This is a genomic window from Stenotrophomonas sp. TWI273, assembly GCF_039674765.1.
Lineage (GTDB): Bacteria > Pseudomonadota > Gammaproteobacteria > Xanthomonadales > Xanthomonadaceae > Stenotrophomonas.
The window spans coordinates 311,977-328,083 of sequence record NZ_JBDJOA010000006.1; the positions used below are offsets into that span (position 1 = coordinate 311,977).

Below are 16,107 nucleotides of genomic sequence, written 5' to 3' on the forward strand. Positions count from 1 at the left end.
GTGGGTCGAGGGTCTCCCCTCGCAACCGTCGATTGCAGGTAGACCGCCATGAGCCGTGCCCTTTCCGTCGGCCGCCCACCGGGCCGCCATCCCATCGCCGGCCTGCCATCGGCCGCGCAACTGGCCTCGCTGGGTACCGTGCTGTGCCTGTACCGCCCGGACAGCAGTGAACTCGGTGGCTGGAAACACGCGGTCTCCGCGCATGCCTGCCAGGGCATGGACAGCGAAGGCATCCGCGAAAGCCTCTGCTTCGTCGACGCCCGCGGCCGCTGCTGCTGGCGCCTGTATCTGCTGCCCGACAGCGATTTCCTCGCGTGGGATCGCCTCGTGTCCGCGTTTCCCGCACGGCCCGAACCGGTCAACGACGCCGGTGTCGCCGAGCGCCTGTGGCGACGCCTCGCCGTGCGCCTGGGCAACGACGCGTGGCGCATGTGCGCGCTGCGCCTGCAGGTCGGCGAAGGCCGCGAACTCGCCGCCAGCCTGGCCTCCTTGTCCGCGCTGGGCGCCAGCACCGCGCGCCGGATCGGCACCGTGGAAGGCGCCGAAGGCGAGCTCTGGGTCGACGACGGTTGCTGCGCCAGCGCGGCCCGCCGCAGCGGACCATGGGCGGCCGGCGGCATGCCGGTGATCCAGCTGTAATGACGCCCGCGCTCGCCCTGGCAGGGCTGCTGCTCGCGCTCACCGCCAGCGCGCATGCCACACCGGCCGACCCCGCACGCGACCGCGCCAGCATCCTGGCCATGCAGGGCGAATACATCGTCGACTTCGCCTTCGACGAAACCGTGCTGCTCCAACCCGGCTACGAACGCGCGCCGGCCGTGCGCACCGGCGGCAACGAAGTGGTGATCGTGGTCGAAGACACCCCAACGCGGGTGGTGCTGCAGCACCTGCTGGTCGAACCGAAGAGCGGCCACGTCACCAAGCACTGGCGCCAGGACTGGGTCTACCAGGCACCGACCCGGTTCGAGTTCACTGCCGACCAGACCTGGCAGGTGCGCCCCATTCCCACGGCGCTCACCACCGGTGCCTGGACCCAATGCGTCTACGAAGTCAGCGACGCACCGCGCTACTGCGGCACCGGCGCCTGGCGCTACGACAACGGTATCGCCGCGTGGACCAGCGACCTCAGCTGGCGCCCCCTGCCGCGCCGCGAATACACCCGCCGCAGCGACTACAACGCCCTGGCCGTGATCAACCGGCACACGCGCACGCCCAACGGGTGGACCCACGAGCAGTTCAACACCAAGATCCAGCGGCGCCCCGACGGCGCGCAGACATCGATCGCGCGCGAATTCGGCTTCAACGATTACAACAGAACCACCGAGGTGGACTTCACCCCCGCCTACGCCTACTGGACCGCCACCGCGGGTTAGTGGGCGAAGGTGCGCCAGCGTTGGAACAGCTTCCTCGGCAACGCACCGGGCGTGCACCTGAAAACCAAACCCGACGGCATGGCGATGATCATCCCGCTGTTCACCCAGGCCCAGGACATCCAGGACGGCAAGACCGTGGCGGACACCGAGATCGACGCCGTCTTCCAGCAGTGGGTGGAAAAAGCACCGACAGAACGCGCGCGCTGACGCAGACGCAACCGGCGGCGTTTGCCTCCATCGCCAAACGTCGAAGCAGCACTATGCCCCATCAATGGTGGTGGTAACTGCACGCCAACGGTAGACCCGCCGCTGGCCCATCCATCCATCGGGAAGGATGGCGGGTAGCCCTGCCCAGGACCGTCAGGGCGCCAAGGATGGCGCCCACGAGCCCCCAGGGACGGGTTTACGGCGCGTCCTGGGCAGGGCTGCCCGCCAGCCTTCAGGCCATGAACACCAAGACGCCGTCGCTTTTGCTTTCGCTTTCAATGCAACGGCGCCCCAACTCACGCCTCCCGAAGCGCCAACGCCGGCGGCGTATGCAGAATCCGCCGCGTGCCCCACCAGCCGGCCAGCATGCTCAACAGCACACCCAACCCACCGCCCACCAACAACGGTCCCCACGGCGGGCTCAGCGTCAACTCGAACACCTGCCGCGCCACCACCGTGCCCAGCAGCGCCGCCGCGCCCACCGCCAACAACGCCGACAACAGCCCCAGCGCACCAAACTCCACCAGCACCGCACCGCGCAGCTGACGGCGCGTTGCCCCCAGCGTACGCAGCACCGCACTGTCGTAGCGCCGCTCACCAGCCGTCGCCTGCAACGCCGCCAGCAACACCAGCAGCCCGGCCAGCAGACTGAAGCCCATCACCAGCTGCACCGCCTGGCTCACCCGATCCACCACCTCGCGCACCCGCTCCAGGATGCCGTCGATATCCAACAGTGAAATGTTCGGGTACGCCCGGGTCAGCCCGGCCAGCGCCGGTGCCTGCGCGCGTGGCAGATGGAAGGCGGTGATCAGGTTGTACGGCGCATCGGCAACCGCGCCTTCGTTGAGCAGCAGGAAGAAGTTGACCCGGAACGAATCCCAGTCCGCCTTGCGGATGCTGGTGATCGTGAAACTGCGCTCCTGATCGCCCATCTGCAGCGTCACCGTGTCGCCCAGCGTCATCCCGTAACGCTCGGCCCAGCCCTGCTCGATCGAGGCCTCGGCCGCGGTGCTGCCCGCCTTCCAGAACGTCCCGCTGAGCAGCGTATTGGCCGGCGGGAAATCATGCCGCCACGAAAAATTGACCGGCCGGTTGGCATCGTCTTCCTCGTTGCTGTTGTCCTCGCGCGCCTGCCGCTGCGGCGGCCGGTCGTTGACCGCGAGCAGGCGGCCGGTACTGAACGGCTCGATGCCCGGCGCGACCACCCCGAGCCCACCCAACGTGGCCAGCACCGCATCGCGCTGCTCGGGCTGGATGTTCATCAGGAAGTAGTTCGGTGTATCGGTCGGCAGGCGATCGCGCCACTGCGCCAACAGCCCCGGACCGATCACCGACAGCAGCAGCAGCGAACACAGCGACAGCGACAGGCCGACCAGCTGCATCACCGCCAGCCCGCGGCGTCGCGTCAACGAAGCCAGGCCCAGCTTCCAGCGCCCGCGCAGGCGCGGCTGCAGCCCACGCAGCAGCCACAGCAGCAGCGCGCCGAGCGCACCGGCCAGTGCCGCCAGCGCGGCCAGCCCGCCGAGCACCCACGTCGCCAGTTTCACATCGCCGGTGGCCTGCATGGTGAGCGCCACGGTGGCCGCCAATGCGGCGGCATAGACCAGCATCGAACTCGGCGGCAGCGCGGCGAAGCTGCGGTTGAGCACGCGCATCGGCGGCACGCTGCGCAGGCGCAGCAGCGGCGGCAGACCAAAGCCCAGCAGCAGGACCAGCCCGATGCCGGCTCCACTCAGTGCCGGCGTGGCCTGCGGCAGGGGCAGGCGGTTCGGAATCAACCCGCCCAGTGCCTGCACCAGCCCGGCCTGGGCAGCCATGCCCAGCCCGATACCGACCAGGCAGGCCGGTATCGCCAGCATCACCAGCTGCAGCGCCATCGCGGTGAGGATGTCGCGCTGGCGCGCCCCCAGGCAGCGCAGGATCGCGACCTGGTCGATGCGTCGCATCGCGAAGCGGTTGGCCGCCAGTGCGGTGGCGACACCGGCCAGCAACACCGCCAGCAACGCGGCCAGCGACAGGAAGCGCCCGGCCAGATCGAACGCGCCGCGTACACCGCGCTGGGCATCGGCGATGCCGACAATGCGGTAGCCCTTGGCCTGCGGCGTGAGCCATTCGCGGAAGGCCTCGATCTGCCCCGGCGCACCGGCGAACATCATCCGGTACGACGCGCGGCTGCCCGGCCCCAGCAGGCCGGCGCGATCCACATCGATGCGGTTCACCAGCAGCGGCGGCGACAGTTGCATCAGCTCACCGGAGGTATCCGGCTCGGCCTGCAGCACGCGGGTCACGGTCAACGTGCCCGCGCCGAATTCCAGTGCATCGCCCACCTGCAGGCCAAGCGCCTGCATCAGGCGGGGATCGGCATACGCTTGGCCCGGTGGCGGCGTTCCTGCCGTTTCGCTGGCGCTGTCATGCAGCGTGCGGCTGACCCGCAGTTCACCGCGCAGCGGGTAGCCATCGGCGACCGCCTTGATGTTGGCCATCTGGCTGTCATCGCCATGGAACAGCACGCTGGGGAAGCTGACCATGCGCGTGTTGGCCAAGCCGCGCTCGCGCGCCGCGTCGGCGAAGGTCTGCGGGATGTCCTCACGGCCGCTCAGGCCCAGATCACCGCCAAGCATCTCCGCCGCGCTGCCGGTCAGTGCCAGGGTCACGCGGTTGACCAATGTCCCGACGGCGGTCATCACCGCCACGCCCAACACCAGTGCGGCGAACACGGTCAGCAGATCGCCGGCCAGGAATTCGCGGCGCAGCGCACGCGCCGCATGGCGCACGACATTCATGCGCCTGCGCCGGCAACGGTGTCGGCCAGGCGGCCACCGTCGAGCTGGTAGATGCGCTCGCAGCGCTGCGCCAGGCGCAGGTCATGGGTGACCAGCACCAGGGTGGTATCGCTGGTGGCGTTGAGCGCGAACAGCAGGTCGCTGATCTGCTGCCCGGTGGCCTGGTCCAGGCTGCCGGTCGGCTCATCGGCGAACAGGATGCGCGGCCGCGCCACGAACGCACGGGCCAGCGCCACCCGCTGCTGTTCGCCACCGGAAAGCTGGCGCGGGTAGTGACGCGCACGATGGCCCAGGCCGACCTGTTCCAAGACCTCGCGCACCCGCGCGGGATCTTCGCGGCCGGCCAGTTCCAGCGGCAGCGCGATGTTCTCTTCGGCGGTCAGTGCCGGCAGCAGGTGGAAGCTCTGGAACACGAAGCCGACCTCGCGTGCGCGCAGCTGCGCGCGGGCTTCCTCATCGAGCGTGTTGAGCGCGGCGCCGGCCAGCGCGATGGTGCCGTGGCTGGGCAGGTCCAGGCCGGCGAGCAGGCCGAGCAGGGTGGTCTTGCCCGAACCTGAAGCGCCGACGATCGCCACGCTCTCGCCTTCATGGACGGTCATGTCAATGTTGTCCAGTATGTGGACTTCACCCTCCGGGCCACGTGCGGACTTGCCCACGTTGTGGGCGGCGATGGCGACGGGCGCGCTGCGGGGGGACAGGCTGTCGATGAGGATTCTCCAATGAACCAAGCAAGTGGAATGGGCCGCGTGGCCTCGATGGGCTGGCTGCTGGCAGGGTTGCTGCTGATGCCGATGCTGGCCTGTGCCAAAGCTCCGGACACCCGTGCGGCGGTGCTGGTGGTCGGCGACAGCCTCAGTGCCGCCCACAATATCCCGGCCGCGTCGGGCTGGGTAAACCTGCTTCAGCAGCGGGTCAAACAACAGATCAAGGCGCCGCCGGCGATCATCAACGCCAGCATCAGCGGCGAGACGACCGCCGGCGCGCTGACCCGCCTGCCAGGGCTGCTGGAGAAGCATCGGCCGTCCGTGGTGGTGATCGAACTGGGCGGCAACGATGCGCTGCGCGGACTGACCCCGGCGCAACTGCAGGGCAACCTGGAAAAGATGATCGTGGCCAGCCAGAAGGCGGGCGCCAAGGTGCTGCTGCTGGGTATCGATGTGCCGCCCAACTACGGCCCAGCCTACCGCCAGCGCCTGCGCCAGACCTACGCGGCGCTGGCCAAGCAGTACGACGTGCCGCTGCTGCCGTTCCTGCTCGAAGGGGTGGCCTTGAAGCCGAACCTGATGCAGGCCGACGGGCTGCACCCCACCGCAGCTGCGCAGCCGCAGGTGCTGGACAACGTCTGGCCGCTGCTCAAACCCCTGCTTTGATCGGTGTGTGAGGAACTTCACACCGCGTCCACTGGCGATGCGGCATGTTTCACAAAGCTGAAGAAAGAGGGAATCCCATGCGTCAGACAAAGGAGACCTCCGGCCTGGTGCTGGTGGTCGAAGACAACCGTAATATTTCCGAGATGATCGGCGAGTACCTGGAAGGGCGCGGCTTCGAAGTCGACTACGCCCAGGATGGGCTGGACGGTTATCGTCTGGCGGCCGAGAACAGCTACGACGTGGTCGTGCTGGACCTGATGCTGCCGCGTCTGGACGGCATCGAAGTCTGTCGCCGCCTGCGCAACGACGCGCGCAAGTCCACGCCGGTGCTGATGCTGACCGCGCGCGACACGCTGGACGACAAGCTCACCGGCCTGGGGTTCGGCGCCGATGACTACCTGACCAAGCCGTTCGCGATCCAGGAACTGGAAGCCCGTCTGCGCGCGCTGATCCGTCGCGAGCGTCGCCAGGTCGGCTCGGAAGTGCTCAAGGTCGCCGACCTCGTGCTCGATCCGGTCAGTATGCGCGCGACGCGTGCCGGCACCGAACTGCAGCTCTCGCCGATCGGCCTGCGCCTGCTGACGATCCTCATGCGCGAATCGCCGCGTGTGGTGACCCGCCAGGAAATCGAACGCGAGATCTGGGGCAATGGTCTGCCCGACTCGGACACCCTGCGCAGCCATCTGTACAACCTGCGCAAGATCATCGACAAGCCGTTCGACCGCCCGCTGCTGCACACCGTGCAGAGCGCCGGCTACCGTATTGCCGATATCGCCCAGCCGATGAGCTGATGGGCGGTCGATCGCCGCTCGGCCGCCTGCGGGCGGCATGAGCGATCCGATCCTCCGGTACCCTCTGGAGCATGACGGCCCGGCATCTGCCGGGCCGTTGTCATGGTTTGCACGATGGACTCACGGCAAGCTTTCCTATAATCGCCGCGAACCGCCCTGGACCCCGTAATGCCGCACGGTCTGCCGCGCAAGATCCGCATCGTCTTCATCCTCCAAGCCGTGCTCGCCAGCCTGGGCATCCTGCTGGGTGCCTGGCTGGTGTCGTTGGTGATCAAGCACAGCCTGGTCAGCAGCGCGCTGCAGGAAGAAGCCGGCTACTACTGGCAACTGCACGAGGCCTCGCCGGTGCAGCCGCCGCCCAATACCCAGAACATCCGCGGTTACCTGCTCGAGACCGGGCAGTCGCCGCTGAGCCTGCCGGCCAACCTGCGCACGCTCACCCCCGGCTTCCATGAGCTCAAGGACGACGACCAGCTGGTGCTGGTCGATGCGCGTCCGGAAGGCCGCCTGTACCTGGTGTTCCTGCGTTCGCGCGCGGAGATGCTGGCGTTCTGGTTCGGCGTCGTGCCGGTGCTGCTGACCCTGCTGGCCGTCTACGGCGCCTCGTGGATCACCTATCGCGCCTCCAAACGCCTGGTATCCCCGGTGAACTGGCTGGCCCGGCGCGTCTCGCGATGGGACCCCGGGCATCCGGAAGCGGCCGATCTGGCCCCGGCCAAGCTGCCGGCCGACATGCAGGGCGAGACCCGCCAGCTGGCCGCGGCGCTGCACTCGCTGGCCACCAAGGTCACCGCGCACGTCGCGCGCGAGCGCAACTTCACCCGCGATGCCAGCCATGAGCTGCGCACCCCGCTGACCGTGATCCGGGTGGCCAGCGACATGGCGCTGGGCGACCAGGACATGACCCCGCGCCTGCGCCGCGGCCTGCAGCGCATCCAGCGCGCCGGGCGTGACATGGAAGCGGTGATCGATGCCTTCCTGATCCTCGCCCGCGAGGCCGATGTCGAGCCGCAGGTCGAGCTGTTCGACGTCAACGAGATCGTCCGCTACGAGGTCGACAACGCCCGCGAGCTGATTGCCGGGCGGCCCGTGGAGATCCACCTGCACAGCCATGGCCCGGTGATGCTGCACGCGCCGCCGCGGGTGCTGCAGGTGGTGGTCAGCAACCTGCTGCGCAATGCCTGCAGCTATACCGACGAAGGCCGGATCGACGTCGATGTCGAAGACGATCGCGTGGTCGTGCGCGATACCGGCATCGGGATGTCCGCCGAAGCACTCGGGCGTGCGTTCGAGCCGTTCTATCGTGCCGAGCCCAGCCGTCCACAGGGCACCGGGCTGGGGCTGTCGATCGTGCGCCGGCTGTGCGACCGCTTCGGCTGGAAGATCGCCCTGACCAGCGAGCCCGGGCAGGGTACCCAGGCCACGATCCACTACCGCTGAGTCGGGGAGGCGCTGCGCCTCCCCGCGTGGCTCAGTGGCACTGCACCTTGGGCGCCAGCGCCTTGCGCCAGATCGCATAGCCGTCCGGCGTCATGTGCAGCATGTCCTCGCGGAACAGCGCGGCGCGCGGCTGGCCGTCGGCACCGAGCATCGGCGTGTAGACATCGGTGTAGCCGGTGTTGGGCAGCGAGGCCAGCGCCGTCTGGATCAAGCCGTTGGCTTCCACCACCGCGGGCAGCAGGTTCGCGCGCGAGGGGCTGGGCTTGATCGAGATGATTTCCACCGTGGTCTTGGGCAGGTCGCGGTGCACGCGCTTGACGAAGGCCACCACGTCGTCGCGGACCTGGGCCGGGCTGCGGCCGCTGTTGAGGTCGTTGTCGCCAGCGTAGAAGAACACCTTGCACGGCGCATACGGGATCACGATGCGGTCGGCGTACCAGGTGCTGTCACGCACTTCCGAGCCGCCGAAGCCGCGGTTGAACACCGGCTGGCCCGGAAAATCGGTGGCCAGGCTCTCCCACATGCGGATCGAGGAGCTGCCGATGAACTCGATGCCCCCGCGCGGGGGCGGGTTGGTCGCGTCCTGGGCCGCGAACTGCGCCATGTCGCCGGCCCAGGCCACGTTGGAGACCTGGGTGGGCACCTGCGGCGCAGCGGGGGCCGGGGTACGGGCCAACGCGGGCAGGGCGGCGCCCAGGGCAAGGGCGAGCAGAAGGGGGCGGGCACGGCGATGCAGCATGGGCAACTCCTGGGGTGGGGCACCCGCTCGGGTGCCCGGACGGGCAGGCGTCCATCATAAAAGCTGCCGCCACGCCGCGCTTTACCACGGACGGGCGTTGGCCGCCTTCGACAATGGCTTGGCCGGCTTATGGCAAAATGAGGGATTGCCTGCCCCATTCAGCGATGCCCATGACTGTCTGCCGTGTGCTGTTCCTGCCGTTCCGGCCTGCGTTGCCGACCGGGGCACCTGCCCATGGCGGATGAAATCGGCCACCTGCCGCGCGGCCCCAAGCGCATCTTCAAGGCCGCGGTCTGGTCCTGGCAGGGGCTGCGTGCGGCCTGGCTGCACGAGTCCTCGTTCCGGCTGGAGGTCTACCTGCTGATCGTGCTCGCCCCGTTGGCGCTCTGGCTCGGCCAGACCCCGGTGGAGCGTGCGCTGATGATCGGCTCGGTGCTGCTGGTGCTGGCCATGGAACTGGCCAACTCGGCGATCGAGGCGGTGATCGAACGCTACGGCGCGGAGTTCCACGAGCTCGCCGGACGTGCCAAGGACATGGGCTCGGCCGCGGTCTTTGTGTTGATGATGAACGTACTGGTGTGCTGGGTCCTGATCCTGCTGCCGCAGATCCTCTGACGTAACACTTCTGACGCGTTACGCGCGTCATCCCCCCTGTAAGGATGGAAGTCCATGTTCCTTGAGTTGTTGTCCGACCCCAATGTCTGGTTGACCCTGTTTACGCTGAGCGCGCTGGAAATCGTGCTGGGCATCGACAACCTGGTCTTCATCTCGATCGCGGTGAGCAAGCTGCCCGAGGCGCGCCGTCCGTTCGCGCGCAAGCTCGGCATCGCGGTGGCCTGCATCACCCGCATCCTGCTGCTGGTCTCGCTGGCCTATCTGGCCCACATGGAAGCCAACCTGTTCACCATCGCCGGCATGGGCATCTCCATCCGCGACCTGGTGCTGATCCTCGGTGGCCTGTTCCTGATCATCAAGGGCACCATGGAGATCCGCGAGCTGATCACCGGCGGCGAAGACGAAGACCCGACCACCACCAAGGCCTCGGCCGTGTTCGGCATGGTGATCGCGCAGATCGCCGTGATCGACATCGTGTTCTCGCTGGACTCGGTGATCACCGCCGTGGGCATCGCCGACCACATCCCGGTGATGGTCGCCGCGATCCTGCTGTCGGTCGCCGTGATGCTGCTGGCCGCCAACCCGCTGGGCCGCTTCATCGATGCCAACCCGACCGTGAAGATGCTGGCCCTGGCCTTCATCCTGCTGATCGGCGTGGTGCTCATCCTGGATGGCCTGAGCGTGCACGTGCCCAAGCCCTACATCTACGCCGCGATGGGCTTCTCGGTGCTCGTGGAATGGCTGAACCTGCTGATGCGCCGTCGCGCCGTGGCACACAACGTGCCGGGTGCCGGCAACTGGTAGATACCGACCGTTGGTCGGTATTCCGTGGGTGCCGACCCGGGTCGGCAACCCGTGGGTACCGACCAACCGCCGTTACCACATCCGCTTTACCCAAGACGTGGCATGCTCCGGATCCCGTTCATCGAGATCCGGAGCCGGCCATGCGATCGTTCTCCCGTTTGTTGTGCCTGGCCGTGCTGGCCTCCCTGTTGTCCGGCTGTGGCTACAACGCCATCCAGCAGAAGGATGAGCAGGTCAAGGCCGGTTGGGCCGAGGTGCTCAACCAGTACAAGCGCCGCGCCGATCTGATCCCCAACCTGGTGCAGACCGTGGAAGGCTATGCCAACCAGGAACGCCAGGTGCTGACCGATGTCACCAACGCCCGTGCGCGCGTGGGGCAGGTCAACGTCAATGCCGACGACGCCGACTCCCTGAAGCAGTTCCAGCAGGCCCAGGGCGAACTGAGCGGTGCGCTGTCACGCCTGCTGGTGGTCACCGAGAACTACCCGAACCTGAAATCCGACCAGGGTTTCCGCGATCTGCAGGCGCAGCTGGAAGGCACCGAGAACCGCATCACCGTGGCGCGCGGCCGCTATATCCAGATGGTGCAGGACTACAACACCTACATCCGCCAGTTCCCGCAGGTGATCACCGCCAAGCTGTTCGGCTATGCGACCAAGCCGAACTTCACGGTGGAGAACGAGGCGCAGATCTCGCAGCCGCCGGCGGTCAAGTTCGGTTCGCAGGAACCGGCGCCGGCGCCCGCGCCGCAGCCGCCCGCCCCGCAGCAGCAGCCACAGCCGGCGAACTGAGCCCGTGACCACGCGCCTGCTGCGTTGCCTGCTGCTGCTCTGCCTGGCGCTGGCGCTGCCGGCCTGGGCGCAGACCCAGGCGGCCATCCCGCCGATGTCCTCGCCGGTGGTGGACACCACCGGCACATTGGACGCAGCGCAGATCCAGGCCCTGCAAGCGCAGGCGTTGGCGTTGCAGCAGCGCAAGGGCAGCCAGCTGCAGATCCTGATGGTGCCGACCACCGCGCCGGAAACCATCGAGCAGTACACCCAGCGGGTGTTCGAGCAGTGGTCCATCGGCCGCAAGGGCGTGGATGACGGCGTGCTGCTGGTGGTGGCCAAGGACGATCGCCGGGTCCGCATCGAGCCGGGCTACGGCCTGGAAGGCGCGATCCCGGATGCGATCGCCAACCGGGTGATCCAGGAGTACCTGGCCCCGCGGTTCCGCAGCAACGACTACGCCGGTGGCCTCACCGACGCCAGCGCCGCGCTGGTCAAGCTGATCGACGGCGAGGCGCTGCCCGCGCCGGTCAGCACGCATCGCGCCCAGGACACCCCGGCGGGTGGTAACTGGACGATGGCGCTGGGCATCGGCCTGTTTGCCGGTCTGTTCCTGCGCGGGATGCTGGGCTGGCTGCCGCGACCGCTGCGCGCGCTGGCGAGCGGTGCCGGGGCCGGGGTGGCGGCGTTCCTGTTCACCTCGCTGGTGGTCGCCAGTGGCGCGGCCGCCGTGGTGGGCCTGCTGGTCGGCCTGACGTCGGCCGGCCGCGGCGGCGTGTTCGCGCGCAGTGGCGGCTGGGGTGGGGGTGGCTGGGGCGGTGGCGGGTTCGGTGGCGGCGGGGGTGGCTTCGGCGGCGGTGGAGGCGGCTGGGGCGGAGGGGGGGGGCGTTCGGGAGGCGGTGGCGCCTCGGGAGGCTGGTGATGCGCTGGCTCCGGCATGTGTTCTCCCCGTCGGTGCGGCGCGCCTTCCCACCCGCACAGCTGCAGGCGATCACCGAGGCGATCACCGCCGGCGAGCGCCGCCACGGTGGCCAGGTCATGTTCGCGGTGGAAGCGGATCTGCCGCTGGCCGCGTTGTGGCAGGGCATCACCGCACAGCAACGCGCCGGGCAGGCCTTCGCCCAGCTGCGCACCTGGGATACCGAACACAACAATGGCGTGCTGATCTACCTGCTGCTGGCCGACCATGCGATCGAGCTGGTCGCCGATCGCGGCCTGCGCGGCCGGATCGGTGAGGCGCAGTGGCTGGCCATCTGCGCGCACATGCAGCAGCGGCTGCGCGAGGGTGCGCTGCAGGAGGCCGTGCTGCTGGCGATCGAAGAGGTTTCGGACCTGCTGGCCGGGCACTATCCGCCCGTTCCGGGGTCACAGGATGACGGCCTGCCGGACACGCCGCAGATCCTGGGCTGAAGCCCGGCAATCGCGCGGTCGGGGGCCGCCGCGAGGCCGCTCCCGGGCGGCGCTAGAATATCGGCATCCCTGCAAGGCGCCCTTCATGATCTATTTCCACGACATCGACCCCATCGCCATCTCGCTCGGGCCGATCAAGGTGCATTGGTACGGCATCATGTACCTGCTCGGCTTCACTGCGGCCTGGTGGCTGGGGCGCAAGCGGATCGCGGCCGGGCGCCTGCCCGGGGTCGATGCCAACGGCTTCTCCGACCTGCTGTTCTACGCGATGCTCGGCGTGGTCGTCGGTGGCCGCGTGGGCTACATGCTGTTCTACGCCACCTCCGAATTCCTGCACAACCCGCTGCTGCTGTTCAAGGTGTGGGACGGCGGCATGAGCTTCCACGGTGGCCTGCTCGGCGTGCTGTTCGCCGCGTGGTGGTGGTCGCGCAAGCATCGCCTGCACCTGTTCGACACGATCGATTTCATGGCACCGCTGGTCCCGTTGGGCCTGGGCTTCGGCCGCATCGGCAACTTCATCGGCGCCGAGCTGTGGGGCAAGTACACCGATGGCAGCTGGGGCGTCGTGTTCCCGAGCGGCCTGCCGGCACCGTTGAACGCGCTGGATCTGGCCACGCTGAAGGCCGAGTTCGCCACCGGCGCGCTCAACCCGTACGCCCGCCATCCCTCGCAGCTGTATGAAGCGCTGCTGGAAGGCCTGGTGATGTTCGTGGTGCTGTGGGCCGTGTCGGCCAAGCCGCGCCACCGCTACGTCATCGCCGGCCTGTTCGCGCTGATGTATGGCATCTTCCGCTTCGCGGTCGAGTTCGTGCGCATGCCCGACAACGGCGTCTACCTCGCCTTCGACTGGTTCACCCGGGGCCAGTTGCTGAGCTTGCCGCTGGTGGTGTTCGGCCTGGTGCTGCTGGTGCTGTCGCGCCGCGCGCCGGTGCTGCAGCCGGTGCTGCCGGTCGCCGCCCAAGGAGCCAAGGCATGAAGGCCTATCTGGAACTGCTTGAGCATGTGCTGGAGCACGGCACGGAGAAATCCGACCGCACCGGTACCGGCACGCGCAGCGTGTTCGGCTGGCAGATGCGCTTCAACCTCAATGACGGCTTCCCGCTGGTCACCACCAAGAAGCTGCACCTGCGCTCGATCATCCACGAGCTGCTGTGGTTCCTGAAGGGCGATACCAACATCGGGTACCTCAAGGACAACCAGGTGCGGATCTGGGACGAGTGGGCCGATGCCAACGGCGACCTCGGCCCGATCTACGGCAAGCAATGGCGCAGCTGGGCCACTGCCGATGGCGGCGCGATCGACCAGATGCAGTGGCTGGTGGACGAGATCAAGCGCAACCCCGATTCGCGGCGGCTGGTGGTCAGCGCCTGGAACGTGGGCGAGCTGTCGCAGATGGCCTTGATGCCGTGCCACAACCTGTTCCAGTTCTACGTGGTGGACGGCAAGCTCAGCTGCCAGCTCTACCAGCGCAGCGGCGACATCTTCCTCGGCGTGCCGTTCAACATCGCCAGCTATGCGCTGCTGACCCACATGGTGGCGCAGGCAACGGGGCTGGGTGTCGGCGATTTCGTGCACACCCTGGGTGATGCGCACCTGTACTCGAACCACTTCGAGCAGGCCCGGCAACAGCTCGCGCGTGAGCCGCGCGCGCTGCCGACACTGTGGTTGAACCCCGAGGTGACCGATCTGTTCGGTTTCCAGTTCGATGACATCCGCATCGATGGTTACGACCCGCATCCGGCGATCAAGGCCCCGGTGGCGGTGTGAGCGGCACGCGCATGAAGCTCTCGCTGATCGCCGCGCTTGACCGCGACCACGGCATCGGCCGTGACAACGACCTGCCGTGGAAGCTGCCCGATGATCTCAAGCGCTTCACGGCGCTGACCGTCGGCAAGCCGATCCTGATGGGGCGCAGGACCGCGCAGTCGCTCGGCCGTGCCTTGCCGGGCCGGTTGAACCTGGTGCTGACCCGCAGCGGGCAGGTGCCGTTCGACGGCATGCAGGCGGTGGCCTCGATCGAGCAGGCGCTGCAGGCCGCGGCGGACACCGACGCGGAAGAACTGTGCGTGATCGGCGGCGGTGAGATCTATCGCCTGGCCATGGCCCAGGCCACCGATCTGCACCTGACCTGGGTACAGACCACGGTACCGGCCGATACCCACTTCCCGCCGGTCGATCCGGCGCTGTGGGTGGAAGTGGCGCGCGAACACCACGCGGCCGACGAGCGGCACGCGTACGCGTTCGATTTCGTGGATTACCGCCGGGCCTGAGCACGCGCTGCAGGCAGGCCGGTCGCACTGACCGGCCTGCGGCTCATTCGGCGTCGCTGGTGATGTCGTTGTTCTGCGGCTGCGGCTGCTGCTGTTGCCGCGGCTGCTGCTCGGCGTTCTGCGCGGGCTTCGCACCACCGCCCTGTCGGCCCTGGCCACCGCGGCCACGATCGCGGCCCTGGCCTTGACCCTGACGCGGTGGACGCCCGTTCGGCGGCGCCCCCTCGACGGCCGGCCGGCGTGCCGGCGGACGCGGCGCGGAGACCGGCTTGGGCACATCGCGGCCCGGCACCTGCACCACGCGCAGTTCTTCGGTATCCAACTGCAGTGCGGTGAGCTTGCCTCCCCAGACCGCGCCGGTATCGATCGCGTGCACGCCCTGGGTGATGGTCAGGCCGAGGGCGGACCAGTGCCCGCAGACGATCTTCAGATCGCGCTCGGCGCGGCCCGGCACTTCGAACCAGGGATACAGCCCCTGTTCCTGGGTGCCCGGCGTGCCCTTGTCCTCGATCCCGATCCGGCCCCGCGGCGTGCAGTAACGCATGCGCGTGAACAGGTTGATGATCGCGCGCGAGCGGTCGTAGCCGGCCAGGCCGGGTGACCAGCTCGGCTTGTCGCCGTACATGTTGCGGAACAGCTTGCGGTAGCCGCTGCCGTGCAGCTGCTGCTCGACCTCGCGGGCGTGCTTCTCGGCCAGCTGGGTGGTCCACTTCGGGGCCAGCCCGGCGTGGATCATCATCCAGCCCAGCTCACGGTCCACGTGGGCCAGCTTCTGCAGGCGCAGCCACTCCAGTAGTTCGTCGCGGTCCTCGGCCTGCACGATCCGCAGCAGGTCCGGGTTGACCTTGCGCTGCTCTTCCTCGGTGCGGGCACCGACGGCAAGCAGGGACAGGTCATGGTTGCCCAGCACGATCACGCTGCTCTCGCGCAGCGAATGGACCAGGCGCAGGGTTTCCAGCGATTGCCCACCGCGGTTGACCAGGTCGCCGCAGAACCACAGTTTGTCGACCGCGGGGTCGAACTTGATTTTTTCCAGCAACCGCTGGGTGACGTCGTAGCAGCCCTGCAGGTCGCCGATGGCCCAGACACTCATGCGTGCGCCTCCATCAGTGCAGTGTGCGCGGAACGGTCAGGACGAACGGCGCGATGGGGGCGGCGAACTCGGTGCCGTCATCGGCCACCATGTCGTAGTGCCCCTGCATCGTGCCGTGCTCGGTCTCCAGCATGACACCGGAGGTGTAACGGAAGTCTTCACCGGGGCGCAGCCGCGGCTGCTCGCCGATCACCCCATCGCCGTCGACATGCTCGATGCGGCCATTGGCATCGGTGATCCGCCAGTGGCGGGCCACCAGCCGTGCCGCGACGCGGCCCCGGTTGAGGATGCGGATCGTATAGGCGAACGCGTAGCGGCCGTCCTCCGGGGTGGACTGGTCATCGAGGAATCGGGGGGCGACCTCGACGGAGATCGCGTAGTTTGCAGCGTCGTTCATGCAGGCAGTTTAGTGAATGTTGTGCACGATGAGATGAGTGCTGCC

At 68.2% G+C, this 16,107-nt stretch carries 17 protein-coding genes and 1 pseudogene; 13 read left to right on the top strand and 5 right to left on the bottom strand.

What is annotated here, in order from left to right; genetic code table 11:
• Positions 1-48 precede the first annotated feature (48 nt).
• Both ABE571_RS11185 and ABE571_RS11190 read left to right on the top strand, forming a co-directional pair.
• Positions 49-639: a Hemin transport protein gene (locus tag ABE571_RS11185; protein WP_313219963.1), complete on the top strand. Its 591-nt coding sequence runs from the start codon at positions 49-51 to the stop codon at positions 637-639.
• Positions 639-1,580, top strand: a pseudogene (locus ABE571_RS11190) (DUF6607 family protein). The gene ABE571_RS11185 and the pseudogene ABE571_RS11190 overlap by 1 nt, the downstream one beginning before the upstream one ends.
• Before the next feature lie 296 nt (positions 1,581-1,876).
• On the opposite strand, the gene ABE571_RS11195 reads toward ABE571_RS11190, so the two are convergent.
• Positions 1,877-4,363, bottom strand: coding sequence for an FtsX-like permease family protein (locus ABE571_RS11195; RefSeq protein WP_346462831.1), 2,487 nt, complete (start codon positions 4,361-4,363; stop codon positions 1,877-1,879).
• Complete coding sequence (locus ABE571_RS11200; RefSeq protein WP_313210153.1) at positions 4,360-4,962, bottom strand: ATP-binding cassette domain-containing protein; 603 nt, start codon at positions 4,960-4,962, stop codon at positions 4,360-4,362. The genes ABE571_RS11195 and ABE571_RS11200 overlap by 4 nt, the downstream gene beginning before the upstream one ends.
• A gap of 120 nt (positions 4,963-5,082) precedes the next feature.
• Here ABE571_RS11200 and ABE571_RS11205 point away from each other — a divergent pair, with 120 nt between their 5' ends.
• The 3 genes from ABE571_RS11205 to ABE571_RS11215 all read left to right on the top strand — a co-directional run bounded on the left by ABE571_RS11205 (position 5,083) and on the right by ABE571_RS11215 (position 7,964).
• Positions 5,083-5,733, top strand: coding sequence for an arylesterase (locus tag ABE571_RS11205; protein WP_313210151.1), 651 nt, complete (start codon positions 5,083-5,085; stop codon positions 5,731-5,733).
• 77 nt (positions 5,734-5,810) lie between these two features.
• The gene (locus tag ABE571_RS11210; RefSeq protein ID WP_019182442.1) at positions 5,811-6,524 is read left to right on the top strand and encodes a response regulator transcription factor; all 714 of its coding nucleotides are present in this window, start codon (positions 5,811-5,813) and stop codon (positions 6,522-6,524) included.
• A 168-nt stretch (positions 6,525-6,692) separates the two neighbouring features.
• Complete coding sequence (locus tag ABE571_RS11215; protein WP_313210148.1) at positions 6,693-7,964, top strand: HAMP domain-containing sensor histidine kinase; 1,272 nt, start codon at positions 6,693-6,695, stop codon at positions 7,962-7,964.
• A gap of 31 nt (positions 7,965-7,995) precedes the next feature.
• Here ABE571_RS11215 and ABE571_RS11220 read toward each other — a convergent pair whose 3' ends face one another.
• Entirely contained in the window at positions 7,996-8,703 is a 708-nt protein-coding gene (locus ABE571_RS11220; protein WP_313210146.1) for an SGNH/GDSL hydrolase family protein, read from the bottom strand.
• A gap of 234 nt (positions 8,704-8,937) precedes the next feature.
• Here ABE571_RS11220 and ABE571_RS11225 point away from each other — a divergent pair, with 234 nt between their 5' ends.
• From ABE571_RS11225 to ABE571_RS11260, 8 genes are all read left to right on the top strand, one after another.
• Positions 8,938-9,318, top strand: a complete 381-nt coding sequence (locus ABE571_RS11225; protein WP_070471748.1) for a diacylglycerol kinase — start codon at positions 8,938-8,940, stop codon at positions 9,316-9,318.
• 54 nt (positions 9,319-9,372) lie between these two features.
• Positions 9,373-10,122 (top strand): TerC family protein, encoded by a 750-nt coding sequence (locus ABE571_RS11230; RefSeq protein ID WP_088433998.1) that lies wholly within the window; start codon positions 9,373-9,375, stop codon positions 10,120-10,122.
• Between the two features lie 140 nt (positions 10,123-10,262).
• Complete coding sequence (locus tag ABE571_RS11235; protein ID WP_346481809.1) at positions 10,263-10,913, top strand: LemA family protein; 651 nt, start codon at positions 10,263-10,265, stop codon at positions 10,911-10,913.
• 4 nt (positions 10,914-10,917) lie between these two features.
• Positions 10,918-11,814, top strand: coding sequence for a TPM domain-containing protein (locus ABE571_RS11240; RefSeq protein ID WP_346483128.1), 897 nt, complete (start codon positions 10,918-10,920; stop codon positions 11,812-11,814).
• On the top strand, positions 11,814-12,302 hold the full coding sequence (locus ABE571_RS11245; RefSeq protein ID WP_313210138.1) for a TPM domain-containing protein: 489 nt from the start codon (positions 11,814-11,816) through the stop codon (positions 12,300-12,302). Before ABE571_RS11240 ends, ABE571_RS11245 begins: the two co-directional genes overlap by 1 nt.
• 85 nt (positions 12,303-12,387) lie before the next feature.
• On the top strand, positions 12,388-13,278 hold the full coding sequence (lgt, locus tag ABE571_RS11250) for a prolipoprotein diacylglyceryl transferase (RefSeq protein WP_313210136.1): 891 nt from the start codon (positions 12,388-12,390) through the stop codon (positions 13,276-13,278).
• Positions 13,275-14,069: a thymidylate synthase gene (locus ABE571_RS11255; RefSeq protein ID WP_313219958.1), complete on the top strand. Its 795-nt coding sequence runs from the start codon at positions 13,275-13,277 to the stop codon at positions 14,067-14,069. Before lgt ends, ABE571_RS11255 begins: the two co-directional genes overlap by 4 nt.
• Before the next feature lie 11 nt (positions 14,070-14,080).
• Positions 14,081-14,572, top strand: a complete 492-nt coding sequence (locus ABE571_RS11260) for a dihydrofolate reductase (protein WP_346493731.1) — start codon at positions 14,081-14,083, stop codon at positions 14,570-14,572.
• A gap of 43 nt (positions 14,573-14,615) precedes the next feature.
• On the opposite strand, the gene ABE571_RS11265 is transcribed toward ABE571_RS11260, so the two are convergent.
• On the bottom strand, positions 14,616-15,665 hold the full coding sequence (locus ABE571_RS11265; protein WP_346493721.1) for a symmetrical bis(5'-nucleosyl)-tetraphosphatase: 1,050 nt from the start codon (positions 15,663-15,665) through the stop codon (positions 14,616-14,618).
• Positions 15,666-15,678: 13 nt separating this feature from the next.
• Positions 15,679-16,062: a Co2+/Mg2+ efflux protein ApaG gene (gene apaG, locus ABE571_RS11270; RefSeq protein WP_121042792.1), complete on the bottom strand. Its 384-nt coding sequence runs from the start codon at positions 16,060-16,062 to the stop codon at positions 15,679-15,681.
• Positions 16,063-16,107 lie beyond the last annotated feature (45 nt).